Here is a 20,230-nt window from a genome sequence, read left to right on the forward strand (position 1 = left end):
AGCGTAGGCACAGCAAGCCAGAAAAATTATTTCAGTCACGCGTTCTAATACGAACTATCTATTTTATTTAGTATCTATTATCAATTAATTATTAAAGCCTAATACCTAATTTTAGTAGAAGTCATCCCGACCAGCATACTTCTTATTCAGGGCTTTTAGGATAGCATAGGTCTCCACATCCATCTTGCCCGTTGGCTGCTGTGGTCGAAAGTGCAACTGAAACGCATAAATCACATCACGGCTTGCTTTATCCCATTCATTAGTATCATTGATTTGATAACCGTAACGGCGAAAGGCTTGCTTGATCTCAGGTACCGTTGCCGCTGCAAACGCGTCTTGATTCATAAAGAACTGTTTATCAAAGGCATCGTACCAAGCGCCGATACCATATTGCTCATATAGCAGTTGCCAAGGGAACTTCGCACCCGGATCAATCTTGCGCGAGGGTGCCATATCGGCATGACCGATGATGTTCTTCGGTGAGATGTCATAGCGCGTGGCAATATCCTGTACCAATTGCGCGACCTTTTTAATCTGCAATTCATCAAACGCCACATAATGCTCGTAAGGATGATAGTCGAGTTCGCCATTCTTTAGCGCGTTTCTATATTGAGGTTGAATCCCTGCATTGACGATTTCGATACCGATAGAGGTATCATTGAGGATGGTTCTGCCCGCAAATCCGCCGTCGCCTGCATGCCAAGCGCGCTCGCTCTCGGGTACTAAGTTATAAATTTTATCATCGTCATTGGCCAAAATTAGATAGTGAGCGCTGACGTCACCCGTGGTCAATGTTTTGATCGAGCGCTCATTGTCTGAGACCGTATAATGTAGGACGATGGTTTTGATGCGCTGGCTTTTGCCCGTGGCTTGGTAAGTATCGCTGTCGATGGTATAACGCGGCGCTGTCGTTGACATGCAGCCAAACAGCGGTAATGTTATGCATAAGGCTAACGCAGCAATCGAGATAATGTTTTTTGCCATGAAATGCTCTGTGTTAAAGGTAAAAGGGTGCTTTGTTTCAGCTTATTTAGCACATTATTGAAGGCTATTTCCCTCATTCACTGGAATGATTCTTTTATAACCAATTGCGCCCAAAATAATAAAGAAGCCTAACAGTATATAAGCATTCAGCGATAACGCTGCGGGTGAAAAGGGCAGCAGTAATAATGAGATAAAGATGATGCTAATCAATACCGAAAGATAATTTAGCAGACCTGCTTGCTTCTTTTTGCGCTCATTGATGAGGTCGGCAGTCGTAACATAAGCAAAACCAACGGTAATGCCTAAGGAAGCCATACTAACGATATCGAGCAAATAGTTTCTGCCAAGCCAAGGTGAGAACAGACATACCAAAGCGATCAGCATCACCGTTTTTGTCTTACTAAATCGATGATTTTTATCGGTAAAAATACTGGGTAATAAAGACGAGTCTCCCATCGATTCTAGCAGCTTGACTGACGATAGTATAAAGCCATTGATACCGCTCAGTATCGAGCCAATCATGGCAATAGATAGCAGCCAAATACCGATGCTACCGATACGATTGTCTATGCCTTCACCTGTCGCCCAATTGCTGTCTTTAATCGCTTGATAATCAAAGTTCATATTGAGGGCGGTAAAGTAATTGATCAAAAAATAGAACAAAACACCAGCGACTAGCGAGATTAAGATGATACTTTTGGTTTTGGTTTTTGAGTCGCTAATCGCTTTGGATATCTGCGGCGTGGTCTCAAAGCCGACGTACGCCCACGGCATCACCGCCAGAATAGGCAACCATGCCAAACTGGTGATAGAGCTGCTTTGCATATCCGTGGGCAAAAATGCTTGTGTCGTTGGCGTCGCCCAAAGCGAGGCAAAAAACAGCGCGCTGACCGACAGAATCATAAATAGGGCGATATATAATTGGATTTTCGCCCCGACGCGCACACCCTTTAAGTTGATATAGCTGAATAAAATGATAGCGGCACTACATAGGAACACCTCGCTGGCGTAGACCTCCCAACCAGCAATCGTGTACAAATAGCCTATTTGTAAGCTGCTCGGTAGCAGATATCTTAACAGCAAGGCGACGGCTGATATATTGAGCGCGACGATGGAGATATAGCCTATTGCCACGCCCCAGCCATAAACATAGGCGTGTTTTCTATTAAGATACTTCTCAATCCAATAGATACCGCCCGATTCGTTCTCTGGCGTTTGGGTCAGTAAATTAATATAAGCGCGCGCCACCATATAAATGGCCAACGTACCAATGATAATGGCAACAGAAGAGCCTAACAGCTGCGACTGCGGCAAAAATAAATCGCCCGGCATGACATAAGCACCCCAGCCGATAATCGCGCCGACGCTAATCGCAATCGCTTGCAGGTAGCTGATACTTTCAGTCTTGTCGCTCATATAATCCTCCTTGATTATTAGAAAATGAGAGCGAAATACCGCTGATTATAAAATGAGTTTGGGACATGAAAAACCTTGCTGTCATTATGAGGGCGTAAGAATTATCGATTCTAAATAAGAAAGTCATCATAACGGTTTTTTCTGAGCAATGCTTTCTCAATCCTTTTGAATTTTTTTAGCCAAAACGCTTTTCCAGCTATCTTCCAAGTACTCAATCGCAAGCCATGGCTCAATGACATCTGCGTCAAATTTTTCTTTTGAGTTCGACAGTTGCCACAGTGCTTCAAGGGTGGCAAACGGATAAGGACGTTCGATGAGATAGACAGGCAAGTCAGCGTCAATCAGCCCATCACGTACCACTTGAAAGTACCAGCCAGCGATACCTTGCTTAGTCACCCATGCAGCGATATTGGGTACTTTGGTGAACTGTCCGATTTGGTCATTGATTTTGTAGCAAGGTCGTCGTGGTTGGACGATGCGTAACTGCACGCTTTCTTCACTGTCTTTTTTGTCTTGATCATATTGCCCATACTGATAGACGTCTCCAATACAAACAGTCGATTCATCCATCTCTGGCAAACCATTCACCGCTTCGGTCGTCAGATTTTCCCCTAAAGTACCGATACGCACCTTTAAGCCAAACTCAGCGTTAATCTTGTCATAAGTAGCGATGGGTAATTGATGCACGGCTTTTAGCGGACCACCATGATGGCGTCGGTCAGCTTGTTCATCGGTGCTTAAGCCCATAAAGTTGACGGTAACGGGCGCTTTGATTGGCGCTTTGTCGATAGCGCTCATCTGTTCACGGGCGAATGGCATGGCTTTGCCAGCACGGACGCAGGTGAGGTTGGCAATATGCAGTGGTAGAGGCTGGTTAAAATCAGAGGTATTTTTTTGGCTAAAGGATTGTATGCTCATGAATTTTCCTAATCTATAGGGGTTTACTAGAGGTATGGCGATGTCATTGTTGGGAGTCATGACGAGTATTATCTTAGCCTAATCATTTGTCTGATTATACGGTTTTAGTATTTTAAAATTTATCAGTGCTTTAGAGTTTATCAACAATCTAAAATTTAAATAAAAAAAGACCAGAATAAGTATCTGGTCTTTTTGGTTTTGCATTTTCTATTGATTAGGTAATAAACACTATCATTTGTTTTTATTGCGGCGACCGGCTGTTTTCTTTTCACGCGGCGTGGCGACCAGCTCAGCCAATTGCTCAGGCGATGACCATAGACCTTCTAAGTCATAGAATTCACGCGCTTGCGGGGTCATCATATGCACGACCACAGCGCCCAAATCAATCAATGTCCAGTCAGAGTCGATGCCGCCTTCGCGACCAAGTGGCATAAAGCCTGCTTGCTTGGCTTCAGCGCCGACACTATCAGCCATCGCGCGCACATGGCGCTTAGACGTACCGTCAGCGATGACGATGCGCTCCATTACGTCAGTTAAGCTCTCGACATCCATTACGGTAATGTTTTTCGCTTTCATATCATCTAGAGCGCTTTGGACAAGGGTTAAACACTCTTGCAAGCGTTCGTCATTCATGGTGTTGATCATAAAATGTAATCTCTTAAATCGTAAATATTAAAAATAAAGGGGTCAATCGTCAATTTGTCATCTCGCACTGAACCGATATAGGCAGTGATGTATGGAGATAGGATAGACAAAAAAACAAAGATAAGGCGATTTTAACGGAATTGAGCAGCAGAATATAGCTGATGGGCAATAATATATTGATAAACAGCAGGATTTAGCCATTTAGCGAATGGATTGAATTCAGTATTGCTAATGATATCATTTATTGGCGGTATAGATGTGATTTGCGTTTCGGCAGCGGACAATATATTTACTTGATGGGCAGCCTGCTGTAGCTGCTGGCGTAACTGTGTACTCGATATGGCTAAGACAGGACGCATGTCTAGATAGATGCGACCTTGATGACTGCTTTTCAAGATAGGACTGTCTGTTAAATGTCGAGTAGGCGGTATCACAAGCTCTGTAACTGAATCAACAATTAAGGATGGCAGCGGCATAGGAAGTTGCGATTTTAATGGGGTTGGTAACGTGGTCTCAGGAAGATTTTTACGAAACTCAGCATTTTCCTCGCGATTAAAAATCCAGAGATTGACATCATCTGTCAGCCTAAGTCCATCTTTCCATTTATCTAAGCTGCGCGCGCTGTCCATGCCCATGATAAATATCAAGCTGTCGTTTGGGTAGCGTCGTCTTAACGTGCGCACACTATCGATTGTATAGACGGGCGGCGTCTGCCACAGCTCAAGCTCACTAATCTGTAGTGGCGACTCTTGCGTCGCTAGCTTTAGCATCGCTAGGCGGTGCTCCGGATTGGTGCTTTTATCCTTAAAGGGCGAGCGGGCATTGGGCAATAATGACACCTGCAGCGCGCGCTGTTGTTGCTTGGCTATCGGGAATAAGTGCTGATAGACGTACATCGCCATTTGCAAATGACCGTTATGTACAGGATCAAATGAGCCACCCAAATAGGCACGAATGGCGGGTGCAGTCGTGTTTTGATTTTCTTTTTTCTGCTGAAGGACTATATCTGACATAGGATTATTAAAATTAAATGGATTGTTAAAAATAATAGGATGGCTAAAAATAAATAGTTAAGAAGAAAATAAGCGACGCAAATGAGCCAGTCTTGCATTGTAGAGGGCAGGCGCACCGTTGTCATTAGCTGATAATAACTTGCTAAGAAACCAATGATTAAGAATAATTGTGACTAGGGTTTATTCCTATTAAAAAAGCCGACTATCATAGTGATAATCGGCTCAATTGCCTCATGATTTTAAGCCAAAGCATGCAATGATTAAATAAGATCGCTATGCGCTTGGATGGCGGTTAGGGCGATGGTATAGACGATATCATCGACTAAGGCACCACGTGACAGATCGTTCACGGGTTTATTCAAACCTTGTAGCATCGGCCCAACACTGACGACATTGGCGCTACGTTGTACCGCTTTATAAGTGGTGTTACCCGTATTGAGGTCTGGGAAGATAAAGACGTTGGCTTGTCCAGCAACAGGCGAATCTGGCGCTTTTTGCTTGCCCACACTCATGACCGATGCCGCATCATACTGTAACGGCCCATCGACTTTTAGATTCGGTGCGCGCTCGCGGACGATTTGGGTGGCGCGGGTGACTTTTTCGACATCAGCACCGGTTCCAGATGAGCCAGTTGAGTAGCTAATCATCGCGACTTTTGGATCGATGCCAAAGGCTGCTGCAGACTGTGCCGATTGGATGGCAATCTCTGCCAGCTCTTCCGCATTGGGATCTGGGTTGATGGCGCAGTCACCATAGACGACCACTTGCTCAGGCAATAGCATAAAGAACACAGACGATACCAAAGAGTACTGCGGCGCGGTCTTAATCAACTGGAATGCTGGGCGGACGGTGTTGGCAGTGGTATGAATCGCACCCGAAACCAAGCCATCGACTTCGTCCATCTGTAGCATGATGGTACCCAAGTACACGGTATCTTTCAGGTATTCAGCAGCGACGTCTGCGCCAGTTTTGCCTTTACGACGTTCAACGACCGCAGCGATATATTTGCTCATATCGAGGGTGTCAGGGTCGAGAATCTCTAGACCTTCTGGCAGGGTTAAGTCACGGTTTTTAGCCACTTGCTCAACGTCTGCGCGCTTGGCAAGCAGCACGCAATTGGCGATACCACGGCTTTGACAAATACAGGCCGCTTCTACAGTACGAGGCTCAGAGCCTTCTGGTAGCACGATGCGTTTTTTGGCATTTTGGGCTTTTTTAACCACTTGATGGCGGAATGCCGAAGGAGACAAGCGCGGCTCATGATTTTGGCTAAAGTATGCTTTAATCCAGCTCAGATCCAAGTGTGCTGCCACATAACGAGCCACTTCTTCCGCGCGTGCCACATCATCGCTTGGAATCTCAGAGCTCATGTGCATGAGGCTCTGTACCGTCTCAAAGCTGTCGCTTTCGACACTCATGACAGGAATGCCAGTTTTGAGCGCTGATTGCCAAAGCTCAGCCACTGTCGGGCTTGGCACGACGCCACCGGTCAATACCAACCCTGCCAATGGGATACCGTTGATACAGGCTAGCCCTGCAGCCAATAACAAATCATCACGATCACCGGGGACGACGATCAGGGTGCCACGTTTGAAGACTTCGTCGATGCGTGCCACTGAGCGTGCGGTTAAGCTGATACGATTGATACGACGTGTTTTTGCCTCACCGACATTGAGCCAAGTAGCGTCAAGCTCGGTGGCGATATCCCAAGTACGTGGCACGGATAGTGAGTCGCTAAATGGCACCACACCGATTAAGTGAAATTGTTCGGTATTAAAAAACGGTGACAGCCGCTGCACTTCTTGTATGAACGTGCTGTCCAAGCTGATTATCGCTTCACCCGGAGCAACCGGCTGGGTCTCAAAAGTATTGGGTACATCGTGGACGCGCATTAAGATGCAGCCCAAGGTACGACTGCTTGCCATACCGCCAAATTCGCGGGCGTGTACATCTAACTTATCGGCTAAGTAGGCAGGCTTGCCAGTATCAGCGGTGCTGACAAATATAATTTTGGCATCTAACGCATGAGCAATCGCGCGGTTGATTTGTGAGGCATAAGAGGTCTCGGTGGTTGATACCAAGCCTTCGCAGATGACCACATCATAATCATCCCCAAGCGTATGATAATTGCCGACGACCTCTTCCATCAAGTCATCAAGGTTGTCATCCCCAATCATGCGTTCGACGTGCTGACGGCTGATAGACTGAGGTGGGTTGAGGCCAAAAGCATGCATGGTCAACGCACTTGAGCTGTCCAAGCTGTGTTGTTTATCCAGCGTGTCATCTTGCAAAAACGGCTTCATAAATCCGGCTTTGATACCGTTATAGTCAAAGGCGCGAATCAGACCAAGCGCGGCTGACGTCACCCCGATACCGCGACTGATAGGAACAAGTAAAATGGTTTGCATAGTGTATCCTACTGTTTATTATATTTTTAAAGCTCAATCCATCCTTGATGGCATGAGAAAAACGTCTAAATGTTCATAAAGCCATCAGACTTATTTTAAACCCAAAGCATGACAGGTTTCTTGGGCGATACGGAGCTCTTCATCGGTCGGTACAACCCACAGCTCAATGGTGCTACCATCACCGTGGAAACTGCCTTCGCTACCACCAACCAAATGAGCATTCTTATCGGCATCTACTTTGATACCAAAATGCGGCATCATCTCCAAAATGCGCGTGCGCGTGGTGAGAGAGTTTTCACCGATACCGCCAGTAAAGACAATGCCCGTAAAATTAGGTAGGGCACAGCTTAAGCTGGCAAGATATTTAGCGACACGATAGCAGAACATCTCGATAGCGAGCTTGGCATCTGTATGACCTTCGTTAGCCGCTTGCTCAATGGTACGCAAATCATTTGATAAGCCTGAAATACCGAGCAGACCACTGTCGCTATTGAGCATTTTATCAATTTCTTCTAGGCTCATGCCCAGTTGACGCTTCAGGTGGATATGTAAGCTTGGGTCTACATCACCGCTGCGCGTGCCCATCATTAGACCTTCAAGCGGCGTCAGCCCCATGCTGGTATCAAGACTTTTGCCATCATAGACAGCAGTCGCTGAGCAACCATTACCCAAATGCGCGGTGAGCCAACCATGTGGACCTTTCGCGCTCGTAATTTCGCTGGCGCGTTCTGACACATACGCATGAGACGTGCCATGGAATCCATAACGGCGAATTTTATGCTCTTCGTAAAGGGCTTTTGGCAGCGGATAACGAAAGGCCACCGGTGGCATGGTTTGATGGAAGGCGGTATCAAACACGACCACTTGTGGAATATCAGGATAAATAGCTTGTACCGCTTCGATACCCAAGGCGTTGGCAGGGTTGTGTAGCGGTGCCAATACTTTTAGACGCTTTACCTCTTCCAGAACGTGATCGTCCACGCGTACGGCTTCAGAGTATTCACGGCCACCATGTACCACGCGATGACCAACCGCAATGAAGTGATACTGCTCAAGGAGTTCAAGGATTTTTTGTAGTGCTAGCTTATGACGACCACCGGGAATAGAGATTTCGAGTTTTTCGCCGTTTAAGGTGGTGTGTTTGATGCGGGCAGTATCGAGGCCTAAGTTTTCAGCCAGACCAGTGATACGAGTCGTTTCGTCATCGCTAATAAGCGCGTATTTGATAGAAGAAGAACCGCAGTTAAGTACTAGGGTAGGATTGGTTAGGGTTGATGTGTCAGAATTTTTATCGTCAAAAGTGGTGGTTACGCCGGCGCTCATACTCTATCCTTAGATTATATTTTATAAGTGGTGAATCATTATAGATTAACACGGGTTAAATAAACAAAAACCAGCCGTATTCACGCTGACATAGGTCAAACAAGAATAGTGCTGATTTTGGTCATTCTCGCACTGCCATACTTGATAAGTGTCGATGAGTCGCTGGCGAGCGCCTCGTCACAGCTGCAAGGTTTGACTATAATGTAACATATTTTTGTGCGTATACCACGACCACGATAAGGTTTAAATTCAGTACTGAGGGTGTAATTGATACAACTGTACACCGAGTATCACTGGTGTTTAATAGCGGCTAAAGCACTAAACCCATTCGCAATATAAATTGTAAGAAAGTTTGTCGAAGAACTTTCATCTCGCTATTTGCTGAAAAAAATCGGTTATCTGACATTGCTTTTAGAGACACAGTTGCAGCTATAGTTAAAATACCCTAAAAACGCGACAGTATCGATGATATCAATTTTTTGTAGCCTCTGTCTGCGCAGGCACAGCAAGCAAGAAAAATGGATATCAGTAGACCTAATATTTGAATGTTCAACAGCCTCTAATATGACTATCAATTCTTGATGGATTTTCGGGTGATACTAATCGATAGATTTCTGAGCGCTAGTGTCAATGCTAGTATGATTGCTACTACATGGTTTATAGTCACTATGCGCACAGCTTTATAGAATAATGCTATGATTAAACCTTGTTGTGTCGTCCCTGTTTTGGTGATCCAATTTTCATTTGGTTTTTTACTTATACGGCTTATTTTAGCGCCTCCACAGCATTGCAACGTTAAAGGTTCTCTACGCTATGTTTATTAAACACCATTTTTTGAAGCCTAAATCTGCTGACGTATTGGTTAGCGGTAGTCGCCGAGCCTTCTATACTTTTCTCATTGGCAGTAGCGTGATGCTTGGCGTATCAGGCTGCGGGCAAAAAGGCGATTTATATTTAGTAGATTCCAGTAGCCAAACCGTGCAAGAAAGTACCGGTAGACTCAATAGTACCAGCAATCCGCAAGACGCTGCTTTCGCTGGTGTCGATGACGATAACTATCAAAAAGAGCGCTACCTAGAGCAGCAGCAAGTATTGCCTGAGCCGAGTACCGATCCTAACGACTATTAGGACATGTCCTCTATTCAATCGATAACCTTTACCCTTGATAACCTGATGAAATTAGAGAAGTTTATATGAGTCATTCTGAGCAACAAACCGGCATCACCGAGTCTACCCTTGGTGAGTCAGTCACGACCCAAACTGAGCAAGGATTGTATGTCGATCCTCAAGCCTTGACCGCCCATTTACCAGCACTGCACTATCGCGACGACGCTTTATATATGGAGCAGGTGAGTGTTGCAGCATTGGCCAAGCATTATGGTACGCCCTGTTATGTGTATTCAAAGCAGGCGATATTAGATGTCTATCAAGCCTATACCGATAGCTTTGCCAGTCTAACGCATCAGGTTTGTTATGCGGTAAAAGCCAATTCTAATCTTGCCGTTCTTGGCGTATTAGCACAAGCAGGTGCAGGGTTTGATATTGTCTCGCGTGGTGAGCTCATGCGAGTACTGGCGGCAGGTGGACACGCTAGCAAGGTCGTTTTTTCAGGCGTGGGTAAAACCAAAAGTGATATCGAATATGCTCTGACCCAAGGCATTGGCTGCTTTAATGTCGAGTCGATTAGTGAACTGACCTTAATCAATGAGGTTGCTCAGCAGTTGGATAAAGCTGCACCAATCTCACTGCGCGTCAATCCAGATGTCGATGCTAAGACCCATCCGTATATCTCAACCGGCTTAAAAGACAACAAATTCGGCATCGCTCACGAAGATGCGGTCGCGGTCTATCAACAAGCAGCAGAGTTATCGCATATCGATATCGTTGGAATTGATTGTCATATTGGTTCGCAGCTGACTGAAGTTGCACCATTTGTTGCCGCACTCGATAAAATTATTGAACTGGTGCATAGCCTGCGTGACAAAGGTATCGAGCTACGTCATATCGATTTGGGCGGCGGCTTAGGGGTACGTTATATTGATGAAACGCCTGTCTCTATCGATGAATTTGCCGAGGCGTTATTGCCTAAATTAAGCGCACTTGGCCTGACGGTATTATTTGAGCCCGGTCGTAGTATTGTGGCCAATGCTGGTATATTATTGACCACAGTTGACGTATTAAAGCCAACTGAGCACAAGAATTTTGCCATTGTTGATGCGGCGATGAACGATTTAATTCGTCCGGCTTTGTACCAAGCTGAAATGGCGGTGATTCCTGAAACGTTACCGAATAAAGGCTTGGATACTGATGGTACGCAGCCGTGGGATATCGTTGGTGCGATTTGCGAGACAGGGGACTTTTTAGCAAAAGACCGTTTATTGTCGCTCGCTACAGATGATGTTTTAGCGATAACGGGTGCCGGTGCTTATGGCTTTGCCATGAGTAGCAATTATAATTCGCGTCCGCGTGCCAGTGAAGTAATGGTGTCCGGAAATCTTCATCAATTGATTCGCAAACGTGAAACCATTGAAGCGCTATATGCAGATGAGACATTGTGGCAAGCTGATTAATATTATTTCCGCGATATTTGAATATTAAAAAACCCACTATCGTGCTGATAGTGGGTTTTTTTATGGTAGAAATTTATCAAGGTGTTGGTTTTAAGGGAGAAATATAACTTAGTATTTGATAGCGCTGATAATTATCATTGTATCTGACAGCGTGCTAATATAACGCATACATAAAAATAGGATAGGACTCAAGGATATGCTCATAGAATTTACAAAAATGCATGGTCTGGGCAATGATTTCATGGTCATCGATTTGGTGACTCAGCGCTTAGACTTGACCAAGGACTTGGTGCAATTATTGGGTGATCGTCATCTGGGCATTGGCTTTGACCAATTGCTCGTGGTTGAGCCACCCATGCGCCCTGACGTTGATTTTAGTTATCGTATTTTTAATACCGATGGCACCGAGGTTGAGCAGTGCGGCAATGGCGCCCGCTGTTTTGCCCGTTTTGTCCAAGCGCGTAAGCTGTCATTTAAGCAGCGTCTGCGTGTTGAGACGGCGAGTGGTATTATTTCGTTGACGACTGATCGCTACGGTTGGGTAGAGGTCGATATGGGCAAGCCGAAATTTGAGCCAAGCGAGATTCCATTTACCCCGCGAGCCACCACCAAAATCCAAAACGCTTTTCATTTAGACGTTAATGGGACGCCTGTGCAGCTTTATGTTGCCAATATGGGCAACCCACATGCGGTGATCAAGGTTGACGATGTACTTGATGCTGACGTTGAAACCTTGGGCAAAGCGATTGAATCGCATCCGGCCTTTCCCGACCGTGTCAATGTCGGCTTTATGCAAGTGATGAACCAGCGCCATATTCGCCTACGTGTCTATGAACGCGGCGTCGGTGAGACCCAAGCCTGTGGGACGGGTGCCTGTGCAGCAGTGGCTATCGGTGTCCGTGAAGGCTGGCTTGATGAAGGCGAAGATGTGCGCGCGCAACTTTATGGCGGTAGCATGATTATTAAATGGCAGCCGGGCTATTCGGTCATGATGACGGGGCCGACCGCCTTTGTTTATGAGGGCGTATTTAGCCCAGATGGCTTAATGGCGCAAGCGGGCATCAAGCCCAATCCAGAAGGCTAATAGACAATGACGACAGCGCCTACAGTAGACTCTAAGTCAAAATCATGGCTATCCGCTGAGCTGGCAGCCACGATAGAGCCAGACGCTGTGCTACGAGAATTATTGGCACCAGTACATCGTTGGCTAAACACTTTGTCAGTGCGCAATCATTCAGCGCATACATTGACCGCTTATTTTGCTGGACTAAACCAGTTGGCGCTGTTTTTACGCGGCAAGCGCCTGACGTGGACGCGCTGCGATAAACGCCAACTGGCCCAGCATATTAGCCAACGACTCGATGAGGACAAACTTGCGCTTGCTAGCGTCCAGCAAGAGCTGTCCGCCATCCGCCACTTTTATGGCTGGCTAATCGAGGAGGATTTGGCGCGTATCAATCCAACGACCGGCTATCAGCTTAAACGCAGTCCTAGGCCGCTACCGTCGATCGCTGACGTGGATTTACTGACGCAATTGCTAGATCAAGAAATCCCTGATACGCCAGAACAAGCACGCTTATGGTTGCGTGATAAAGCGATGTTTGAACTGCTTTATAGCAGCGGTCTACGGGTCGGCGAATTGGTCGCCCTAGATATGGCAGATATGGATTTGTCCGAATTGCGAGTACGAGTAACTGGTAAAGGCAATAAGACGCGCATAGTACCGTTAGGTTTAAAAGCAGCAGAAGCAATTAGCCGTTATCTACCGCATCGTAACCTGTGGGTGGAGCAGATGGACACGGCGCTATTTATCAGTGAAAAATTGGGCACACGCTTGTCAACGCGGGCAGTGCAGCAACGTCTAAAAGTCGCGGCAACGCGGGCAGGCATTGCGCAAAATATGTATCCGCATCTATTACGCCATTGCTTTGCCTCGCACATGCTATCTGGCAGCGGTGATCTGCGGGCGGTACAAGAGATGCTTGGGCATAGCGATATTAGCACGACGCAAATCTATACCCATGTAGATTTTGCTAAATTGACACAAGTCTATGATCGCGCACATCCGCGTGCCACGCATGCGCAGAATGACAAAGATTCAACGTAGAATATGAATTTTCTAAAGGCTAACGTTCTAAAATTTAAAGCTCTAAAAGCTTTCTTCTAAAAGCTTTATTTTAAAATAGACCAGATCGACCCTTAAGCCAAACGATGACAGTCAAAGATAGGCATCTTTTGCCGCCCTTGGGCTTGAGCTTCTTTATCAAAAGTTGCCAATATGACTTCATAATTTTTCTGTTTTTCAGTCACCGCTTGACTATTTAGTTCACTATTATCATAGCTATTTATAATGGTGCCATCATAAGTGGTAATGGTAGTATGTCCCCACGTCTGTCGCGTACTCCCATTTTTATAGACATGATCGCCACCTTGTGCCGCGCCAATCACCATACATTGACTGTCTAGCGCACGTGCACGCAGCAACAGCGACCAGTGTGCTTGTCCCGTCAAATAAGTAAAGGCGGATGGCGCGCTCAATACGTCAGCACCTGCTTGCCGCAAACGCTGCGCCAAAGCAGGGAAACGTAAGTCAAAGCAGACCATCATGCCCAATTGATAAACAGCATCATTTACCTCAATCGGTACAACCACTGTCTGCGTGCCCGGCTCAAACGTGGCGGCTTCATTATAGCGGCCTTGCTTATCTGCTACCGTCGCTGTAAATAAATGAATTTTGTCATAGCGTGCAACCCTTTTGCCATCAGGGCCAAATAACTGGCTGACTTGGCGCAATCTACCATCAGGTACGACCAACCCGTCTGGCCGATAAGCGCAGGGTAGGGATCCGACCAGTACATAAATGCCATAGGTGCGGGCGTAGTTTGCCAACGTCGCTGACAGGACATCAAATTGCTCAGCAGTAGCAAATTGCTCACCCATGCTACAGCAGTTTTCTGGTAACACAACCAGCTGAGCACCTTGGGCGCGGGCATCAATGATGGCGGCTTTTATGTCCGCTAAGTTATTGTCAATGTTTTGCTGACTGTTCATTTGGATAGCAGCAATAGTAAATTGCGCATTATTTATAGAATTATTCATCGTTTGTTTCTCAGTTATTTTTAAGCTGACAAGGCGCTTATCCCATCTTTGTTATCATAATAGGCTTGTCATTATTAATAGATTATATGCACGTAACACTCTATTTATTCAGCCCATCATGCTGGTGACTAAGCGGCTTTGTGGGATAGAAGTCAAAAACTCATGCGCATAGGGTATAAATTATCATAGCAAAATTGTGGCAAAAAATGCTATCTTCATGACCTGATATCATAAAGTCACCGCCTGAATCAGCATAACATATAGTCGGTTTGATATAATTGAGATACCAGAAAGGCAAAGACAGGTGCGTGACACTACGGCCAATAGTAGATGAAGCGAGCCTGACACTGTATCTGATTTATATCGGGTCGACTATACCACCACGATTGGAGTGTAATAAGCTACCCATGAGTATGTCGTTCGGATTGGCGACCACGCTAAGTACGTCACAGAAGCTCACCCCGCAAATGCAGCAAGCCATCAAATTGCTGCAGCTCTCTAGTCTTGAGCTTGCGCAAGAGGTTCAGGCCAAGCTGGATAGTAATCCGCTGCTCGAACGTATCGAGGAGGAGGAAGACGAGTACGAGAGCATTAATGATGCGATGAGGGATGAGTTTAGTGAGCCATTAACCCTCGATACTTGGAACCAAGGTACTGGCGCTGATTCATTTACTGCATCATCTGCCACCTTCTCTTATGACGACGATAGTACGGGCGACTATAGTGATGGCGCAACGGACAGCTTCGATAAGCTGCAACAGTCAGGTGTCGATGATGGCGCGATAGATTATCAGGCACTGGATAACGATGATTACGGTCGCTTAGACACAGACAGTTTTGATGCCAGTAATTTCAGTGCAGGCAGTGCCTCTAGTGCGCTGACACGACCAGATTATGATGAGTTTGATAGCTATCAAGGTGGCACTTGTGCGACGATCCAAGACCATGTGCGTTGGCAGCTCAACTTTAAGCGTCTCTCCGAGACGGACACGCTGATTGCAGAATATCTGATGGACTCGATGGATGATATGGGTTTTGTGCGCCTCGATATTGATGAGTTATTACAAAGCTTTGAGACCATGGCGAGCTTTTATCAATGGGATGAGCGCGTTGAGCATGATGAAGTCATGGCGGTACTGCATATTATTCAATCGTGTGACCCTTTAGGCGTTGGTGCGCGCAATCTGAGTGAGTGCTTAGCGATTCAGCTGGCCAAGCTCGATGCTGATACTCGCTATCTAGAAGAAGCGCAAGCGCTATTGTCCGCCAGTGAGCATCTGGTCAGTAATAATATCAAGGCGCTGACTGAGCACACAGGGTTGGCGCCTGCGCAGATTACCCCGGCGCTTACTCTATTGCGCAGCTTAAATCCTTCGCCAGGTCTACTGTTTCAAAGCTATCAGCCAGACTACGCGCAACCACCTGCCAGCTATGATATCCCTGATGTGCTGGTTACGCCTATCCGTCGCCACCATACTCAGAACATCAGTAATGGCAACAGAGCCGATGCGACTGCGCAAGTCGATGGCTGGCAGGTACGCCTGAATCCTGACACCTTACCAAAACTACGGGTCAATCAAGAATATGCCAATTTGGTCAAGCGCGGCGATGACAGCCCAGACAATCAATACTTGCGTGAAAACCTCACCGATGCGCGGCTATTTATTCGTAGTATTGAAGAGCGCAATCAAAACTTATTAAAGGTAGCGACCAGTATCGTGCGCTATCAGCAAGATTTTTTGCAGTATGGGGCGACTGCCATGCAACCACTAATTCTAAAGGTCATCGCTGAGGAAGTTGATTTGCACGAATCGACCGTCTCGCGCTTGACCACTAGCAAAACTATTTTGACACCACAAGGCTTGTTTTCGCTCAAGCATTTCTTCTCCTCGCATGTCAGTAGTAGCGACGGCGACATCTCATCAACAGCCATTAGCGCGATGATTAAGCAGTTAATAGGGGATGAAGACCCCAAAAAACCGCTGTCTGACAGTCGCATCAAAGACCATTTGCTTTCAGAAGGCATCGATATTGCTCGCCGAACGGTGGCCAAATATCGTGAAGCGATGAATATTGGCTCATCTACCCAGCGCAAGCAAAAATATTAACTGTCGTAATTCAATGACTTATCATTGAAGTCAGGCAACCTTCAATATACCTGATTATAAATATAAAAAATAAAATTTTTTGATTATATAGAAACCTGAAAGAAACAACAGTTTTTATTACATTTAATTACAATTTACTGTCTTGCTACTAACCTGCTTTCATGACAAATTAGAGTCATACCAAGGATCAAAACGAAGCAGATTTTTATTTTGGTAAAAAATTGGCGATACTAAATTGGCAATACAATAATACGTCAGTTTTTACCGAAAATTTTGTAGCGGTCGTTGGTAAGGCAAGATGATAAAGGCAGGAATGCTATCTCATCTGTTGATTGTAAGTCATAAATAAAAGGACAATAATATGAATGTTTCTATCAGTGGTCACCATATCAGTGTTACCGATGCGATGGACAAAGCAGTTCGCGAAAAACTTGAAAAAGTAGAGCGTCACTTCGATCAGATACAAAGTATTAAAGTGATCTTATCGCTAGACAATAGCGGCGCAAGTGATGGTGGTAAAAAAAGCCATAAAGCCGAAGCGATTATGCGAGTCTCAGGTCAAGAAATGTTTGTCCAAGCACTTGAGGATGATATGTATAAAGCCATTAATGAGATGGCAGACAAGCTTGATAGACAAGTGCGTAAATACAAAACCCGTCAAGAGCGTAAAAAAACTCAGGGTGCAGGGCGTGATGGACGCTATGAAGACCTTACTACCGCTGATGTAGCGCCAGCCGTTTAGTTTTATTATGATTGACGCTCAATATATAGTGGCTAATAAACCCATAAATAGTATAGTCATTCCACTATAAAAGTATTACAGCGTTAACCTCGCTTGAAGTATCACATATACATCTACACTCGGTTGCCTTGTACTACTTTTAAATTGAATCGACTATATGAATAAATAATATAAATAGCCCATCGATTGAGTAATGACGTAATAAGCAATAAAAAAGACCTCAAACGTATGTAACGTTGAGGTCTTTTTATTGGCTATCATATCGTCATTCTTTAACGCAAAAGATGGTGTAATTAATAAGGTTCAGTTTGTCTTAACTACTAGTTTTTTCGAGGTGACTATCTTCAAGTGGCTATCTTCAAGTGACTATCTTCAAGTGACTATATTAAAACGACTAATGAATCAACCGCTAGCCGCCACCAACTGCTTGTACCACCTCAATATTCATCCCTTCTACGATACGTAGTTGACCAAGTTCGCTCTTTGGGATCAGATCTCCATCAACCTCGACTGCATAGCGACCTTCGCTAAGTCCTAGCTCATTGATGACCAATTGCACGGTTTGATGGGTGGTCTGTAGGTGTTTACCATTAACACTAATGGTACTCATAAAATGTACTCCTTAATTGGTTGAAATTCCTTTTTTCGCCATATCGTTCAGTGACATCATTGTTATCTATCTTTTTCGCGGCTGTTAATAACTGTGTACGTCAAACAACTACCTTGCTCAAGCGAAACGCCGAAACAGCCAGCCATAGCCAACCTGCAATCATTAAGACGCCTCCAATAGGCGTGATTGCGCCAAACCAACGCGGCGCGCCCAAGGTCATTGCATACAAGCTACCAGCAAATATAATCACGCCAACCTGTAGCAACCATGCGCTCGTCTGAGTCGTATAGTTCAGGCGAATAAGGATGCCAACGAGCAACAAACCAAGGGCATGGACAAACCAATAGAGCGTTGCCGTGTGCCACCATTCAAGCTGCTGAGTATTAACCATGCTTTTGAGACCATGAGCCCCAAACGCGCCTAAAGCAACGGCGACGGCCATATTAATCGCTGCAATAGCTATCCAATTTACCATGCCCAAACTCTTATCATTAGCCAAGCCTATCAATAGTGCAGAATAGAATGTTTGCGCCCGCCTTATTGAATGTCATCGGGCAAAATGACACTATCGATGGTCATAGCATCACGAATTTTATCCATAGCATTTTTTTCGATTTGGCGTACACGCTCAGCTGAGATAGAGTAAACCGCTGCCAATTCGTGCAAGGTAGATTTTTGCTCAGACAGCCAGCGCTGCTCAACGATATCGCGTGAACGATCATCGAGGGTATCCATCGCCGCAATCAGTGCTGATGAGTTGTTCTCTTCCCAATCCGATTCTTCTACCATCTCAGCAGGATCGATACCATCTTCTAAAAACAGCTGCGGCGCATAACGACCGTCATCATCATCGCTAGATTGCGCTTCAAACGAAGCATCATAAGAGGTGAGACGCGATTCCATCTCAAGCACTTGCTTACGAGTGACATTTAAGTCATTGGCAATGGCATCTGCTTCTTCTAATGTTAGCTGATTATTGGTCTTTTTGAGACTGCGTAAGTTAAAGAACAACTTACGATGCGCCTTGGTGGTCGCGACTTTGACAATGCGCCAGTTACGAATCACAAATTCGTGAATTTCCGCTTTAATCCAATGCACTGCAAAAGAGACCAAACGCACGCCTTTATTCGGATCAAAACGCTTGACGGCTTTCATTAACCCCAAGTTACCTTCTTGGATGAGATCCGCTTGTGGTAAACCGTAGCCTGAGTAACTGCGTGCGATGTGAATCACAAAGCGCAAATGCGACATAACGAGTAAGCGTGCGGCTTCCACGTCGCCTTCATCATAATAGCGATGGGCAAGCTCTTGCTCTTGCGTTGGGGTTAAAATAGGGATTTGGTGCACTGTATTGATATACGCGCCCAGATTGACCCCAGGCGCTGATAGATGCGTCGGCATCGCTGGCACTAAGTCACGCGTACTCGTATCTTCAAATGCACTCGCATCATAAGGTGGACGCGCAGCAGCAGCTTTTAGAGCTGCATCGCGCGCTTCGTTTTTTTCAGGCGCTGCGCCATCTTTTTTACGTGTTTTCGCAGCATCATTAGCAGTAGTAGCCATATTCTTGACCTTGGTTAAATAGATAAACAAACAGTCAGATAAAAATCTTTATTGTTGTAATTGTAAAGGATAGCGACGCTTAGTTGCTATCAGTTTTGGTAATGATGAAGTGATATATTGTATCGCAATGCTGGGATGATATGCCATCAGCCAGCGCTTCGTTGATAACTGGCTTAATGTCTTTATTGGTGACTTCGTTAACCATCAATTTTAAGCTGGGAGTCGTTCCAGCCTGTTGGCTTTGTTGACAAAAAGCGGTGATATCCGCTTGCGAGTTAGGGTCAGTGGCCACCACATATAACGACTCGCCCGCTGCCACCTCACGTAATGCCACTTTGGTTTTTAACAATGGCATCGGGCAGGCAAGTCCACGTCCGTCTACCAAGTTCTTTATAATAAGGGGTAGCTGCTTTGAGTCGATCGTAGCACTCAACTCAGTATCACCCTCATAAGAGGCAGACAATAAATCTAATAATTGGCGAATAACATGCTGCTGCGTATCAGACAAACTGGCTGGCAAACAGACAGAATAAGAGCCTGTTACGGTGATTAACTGACTGTCAGCGGACATAAAACCTACCCTTAAAACATTAAAACTGGCGTTTACAACTATAGAGAATTCAATAGCCTATTATTATTAATATTAACTTATCAATAGATTTGAGCCATTAATTAAAAAACAATAATGGCAAAGTCTCTCTACCGTGCATCATTATAGCAAATTGCCGCTATGTAGTTGCAGTTGAATATAGTCATCGTAATGTTTGGCTCACTAGAATAACTAAGCAAGGTGTCTTTTCATGGTGATCTGTGCAGATTGCTAGCAATAAA

Annotated in this window: 18 protein-coding genes; 6 read left to right on the top strand and 12 right to left on the bottom strand. The window is 45.4% G+C overall.

Annotated features, from left to right (window positions below):
* Window positions 1-111 precede the first annotated feature (111 nt).
* The 7 genes from W293_RS0107860 to W293_RS0107890 all read right to left on the bottom strand — a co-directional run bounded on the left by W293_RS0107860 (window position 112) and on the right by W293_RS0107890 (window position 8,707).
* The gene (locus W293_RS0107860; protein WP_025651909.1) at window positions 112-984 is read right to left on the bottom strand and encodes an N-acetylmuramoyl-L-alanine amidase; all 873 of its coding nucleotides are present in this window, start codon (window positions 982-984) and stop codon (window positions 112-114) included.
* A gap of 54 nt (window positions 985-1,038) precedes the next feature.
* Window positions 1,039-2,400 carry an APC family permease gene (locus tag W293_RS0107865; protein ID WP_025651910.1) on the bottom strand — a complete coding sequence of 454 codons (1,362 nt, stop codon included), beginning with the start codon at window positions 2,398-2,400 and terminating at the stop codon, window positions 1,039-1,041.
* Window positions 2,401-2,556: 156 nt separating this feature from the next.
* Window positions 2,557-3,318: an MOSC domain-containing protein gene (locus W293_RS0107870; RefSeq protein ID WP_025651911.1), complete on the bottom strand. Its 762-nt coding sequence runs from the start codon at window positions 3,316-3,318 to the stop codon at window positions 2,557-2,559.
* Between the two features lie 231 nt (window positions 3,319-3,549).
* A complete protein-coding gene (gene rsfS / locus W293_RS0107875; protein ID WP_037025541.1) occupies window positions 3,550-3,963 on the bottom strand; it encodes a ribosome silencing factor in 414 nt (137 codons plus the stop codon).
* Window positions 3,964-4,094: 131 nt separating this feature from the next.
* Window positions 4,095-4,976, bottom strand: a complete 882-nt coding sequence (gene nadD, locus W293_RS0107880) for a nicotinate (nicotinamide) nucleotide adenylyltransferase (protein WP_025651913.1) — start codon at window positions 4,974-4,976, stop codon at window positions 4,095-4,097.
* Between the two features lie 260 nt (window positions 4,977-5,236).
* Window positions 5,237-7,384 carry a phosphate acetyltransferase gene (pta, locus tag W293_RS0107885; RefSeq protein WP_025651914.1) on the bottom strand — a complete coding sequence of 716 codons (2,148 nt, stop codon included), beginning with the start codon at window positions 7,382-7,384 and terminating at the stop codon, window positions 5,237-5,239.
* A 90-nt stretch (window positions 7,385-7,474) separates the two neighbouring features.
* On the bottom strand, window positions 7,475-8,707 hold the full coding sequence (locus W293_RS0107890; RefSeq protein ID WP_025651915.1) for an acetate/propionate family kinase: 1,233 nt from the start codon (window positions 8,705-8,707) through the stop codon (window positions 7,475-7,477).
* 813 nt (window positions 8,708-9,520) lie between these two features.
* Here W293_RS0107890 and lptM point away from each other — a divergent pair.
* The 4 genes from lptM to W293_RS0107910 all read left to right on the top strand — a co-directional run bounded on the left by lptM (window position 9,521) and on the right by W293_RS0107910 (window position 13,384).
* A complete protein-coding gene (lptM, locus tag W293_RS0107895) occupies window positions 9,521-9,835 on the top strand; it encodes an LPS translocon maturation chaperone LptM (RefSeq protein ID WP_025651916.1) in 315 nt (104 codons plus the stop codon).
* A 65-nt stretch (window positions 9,836-9,900) separates the two neighbouring features.
* Window positions 9,901-11,277 (top strand): diaminopimelate decarboxylase, encoded by a 1,377-nt coding sequence (lysA, locus tag W293_RS0107900; protein WP_025651917.1) that lies wholly within the window; start codon window positions 9,901-9,903, stop codon window positions 11,275-11,277.
* A 196-nt stretch (window positions 11,278-11,473) separates the two neighbouring features.
* Entirely contained in the window at window positions 11,474-12,361 is an 888-nt protein-coding gene (gene dapF, locus W293_RS0107905) for a diaminopimelate epimerase (protein ID WP_025651919.1), read from the top strand.
* Window positions 12,362-12,367: 6 nt separating this feature from the next.
* Window positions 12,368-13,384 (top strand): tyrosine recombinase XerC, encoded by a 1,017-nt coding sequence (locus W293_RS0107910; protein ID WP_025651920.1) that lies wholly within the window; start codon window positions 12,368-12,370, stop codon window positions 13,382-13,384.
* A gap of 92 nt (window positions 13,385-13,476) precedes the next feature.
* On the opposite strand, the gene W293_RS0107915 is transcribed toward W293_RS0107910, so the two are convergent.
* On the bottom strand, window positions 13,477-14,376 hold the full coding sequence (locus tag W293_RS0107915) for a carbon-nitrogen hydrolase family protein (protein WP_025651921.1): 900 nt from the start codon (window positions 14,374-14,376) through the stop codon (window positions 13,477-13,479).
* A gap of 407 nt (window positions 14,377-14,783) precedes the next feature.
* On the opposite strand from W293_RS0107915, the gene rpoN reads away from it, so the two are divergent.
* Together rpoN and hpf are read left to right on the top strand one after the other, a co-directional pair.
* The gene (gene rpoN / locus W293_RS0107920; protein ID WP_025651922.1) at window positions 14,784-16,484 is read left to right on the top strand and encodes an RNA polymerase factor sigma-54; all 1,701 of its coding nucleotides are present in this window, start codon (window positions 14,784-14,786) and stop codon (window positions 16,482-16,484) included.
* 361 nt (window positions 16,485-16,845) lie between these two features.
* Window positions 16,846-17,226 (top strand): ribosome hibernation-promoting factor, HPF/YfiA family, encoded by a 381-nt coding sequence (gene hpf, locus W293_RS0107925; protein ID WP_025651923.1) that lies wholly within the window; start codon window positions 16,846-16,848, stop codon window positions 17,224-17,226.
* 409 nt (window positions 17,227-17,635) lie between these two features.
* On the opposite strand, the gene thiS is transcribed toward hpf, so the two are convergent.
* From thiS to W293_RS0107950, 4 genes are all read right to left on the bottom strand, one after another.
* Entirely contained in the window at window positions 17,636-17,836 is a 201-nt protein-coding gene (gene thiS, locus W293_RS0107935; protein ID WP_025651924.1) for a sulfur carrier protein ThiS, read from the bottom strand.
* 100 nt (window positions 17,837-17,936) lie between these two features.
* Window positions 17,937-18,311 (bottom strand): DUF423 domain-containing protein, encoded by a 375-nt coding sequence (locus W293_RS0107940; RefSeq protein WP_025651925.1) that lies wholly within the window; start codon window positions 18,309-18,311, stop codon window positions 17,937-17,939.
* Between the two features lie 62 nt (window positions 18,312-18,373).
* Window positions 18,374-19,237 carry an RNA polymerase sigma factor RpoH gene (gene rpoH / locus W293_RS0107945; RefSeq protein WP_198015432.1) on the bottom strand — a complete coding sequence of 288 codons (864 nt, stop codon included), beginning with the start codon at window positions 19,235-19,237 and terminating at the stop codon, window positions 18,374-18,376.
* A gap of 241 nt (window positions 19,238-19,478) precedes the next feature.
* Window positions 19,479-19,970 (bottom strand): sulfurtransferase TusA family protein, encoded by a 492-nt coding sequence (locus W293_RS0107950; RefSeq protein WP_025651927.1) that lies wholly within the window; start codon window positions 19,968-19,970, stop codon window positions 19,479-19,481.
* Window positions 19,971-20,230 lie beyond the last annotated feature (260 nt).

The sequence above is a fragment of the Psychrobacter sp. TB67 genome (assembly GCF_000511065.1).
Classification (GTDB): Bacteria; Pseudomonadota; Gammaproteobacteria; order Pseudomonadales; family Moraxellaceae; genus Psychrobacter; species Psychrobacter okhotskensis.

Coding starts and splice junctions, on each gene's coding strand:
- W293_RS0107860 (WP_025651909.1), bottom strand. CDS start 984: ATGGCAAAAAACATTATCTCGATTGCTGCGTTAGCCTTATGCATAACA.
- W293_RS0107865 (WP_025651910.1), bottom strand. CDS start 2,400: ATGAGCGACAAGACTGAAAGTATCAGCTACCTGCAAGCGATTGCGATT.
- W293_RS0107870 (WP_025651911.1), bottom strand. CDS start 3,318: ATGAGCATACAATCCTTTAGCCAAAAAAATACCTCTGATTTTAACCAG.
- rsfS (WP_037025541.1), bottom strand. CDS start 3,963: ATGATCAACACCATGAATGACGAACGCTTGCAAGAGTGTTTAACCCTT.
- nadD (WP_025651913.1), bottom strand. CDS start 4,976: ATGTCAGATATAGTCCTTCAGCAGAAAAAAGAAAATCAAAACACGACT.
- pta (WP_025651914.1), bottom strand. CDS start 7,384: ATGCAAACCATTTTACTTGTTCCTATCAGTCGCGGTATCGGGGTGACG.
- W293_RS0107890 (WP_025651915.1), bottom strand. CDS start 8,707: ATGAGCGCCGGCGTAACCACCACTTTTGACGATAAAAATTCTGACACA.
- lptM (WP_025651916.1), top strand. CDS start 9,521: ATGTTTATTAAACACCATTTTTTGAAGCCTAAATCTGCTGACGTATTG.
- lysA (WP_025651917.1), top strand. CDS start 9,901: ATGAGTCATTCTGAGCAACAAACCGGCATCACCGAGTCTACCCTTGGT.
- dapF (WP_025651919.1), top strand. CDS start 11,474: ATGCTCATAGAATTTACAAAAATGCATGGTCTGGGCAATGATTTCATG.
- W293_RS0107910 (WP_025651920.1), top strand. CDS start 12,368: ATGACGACAGCGCCTACAGTAGACTCTAAGTCAAAATCATGGCTATCC.
- W293_RS0107915 (WP_025651921.1), bottom strand. CDS start 14,376: ATGAATAATTCTATAAATAATGCGCAATTTACTATTGCTGCTATCCAA.
- rpoN (WP_025651922.1), top strand. CDS start 14,784: ATGAGTATGTCGTTCGGATTGGCGACCACGCTAAGTACGTCACAGAAG.
- hpf (WP_025651923.1), top strand. CDS start 16,846: ATGAATGTTTCTATCAGTGGTCACCATATCAGTGTTACCGATGCGATG.
- thiS (WP_025651924.1), bottom strand. CDS start 17,836: ATGAGTACCATTAGTGTTAATGGTAAACACCTACAGACCACCCATCAA.
- W293_RS0107940 (WP_025651925.1), bottom strand. CDS start 18,311: ATGGTAAATTGGATAGCTATTGCAGCGATTAATATGGCCGTCGCCGTT.
- rpoH (WP_198015432.1), bottom strand. CDS start 19,237: ATGCCGACGCATCTATCAGCGCCTGGGGTCAATCTGGGCGCGTATATC.
- W293_RS0107950 (WP_025651927.1), bottom strand. CDS start 19,970: ATGTCCGCTGACAGTCAGTTAATCACCGTAACAGGCTCTTATTCTGTC.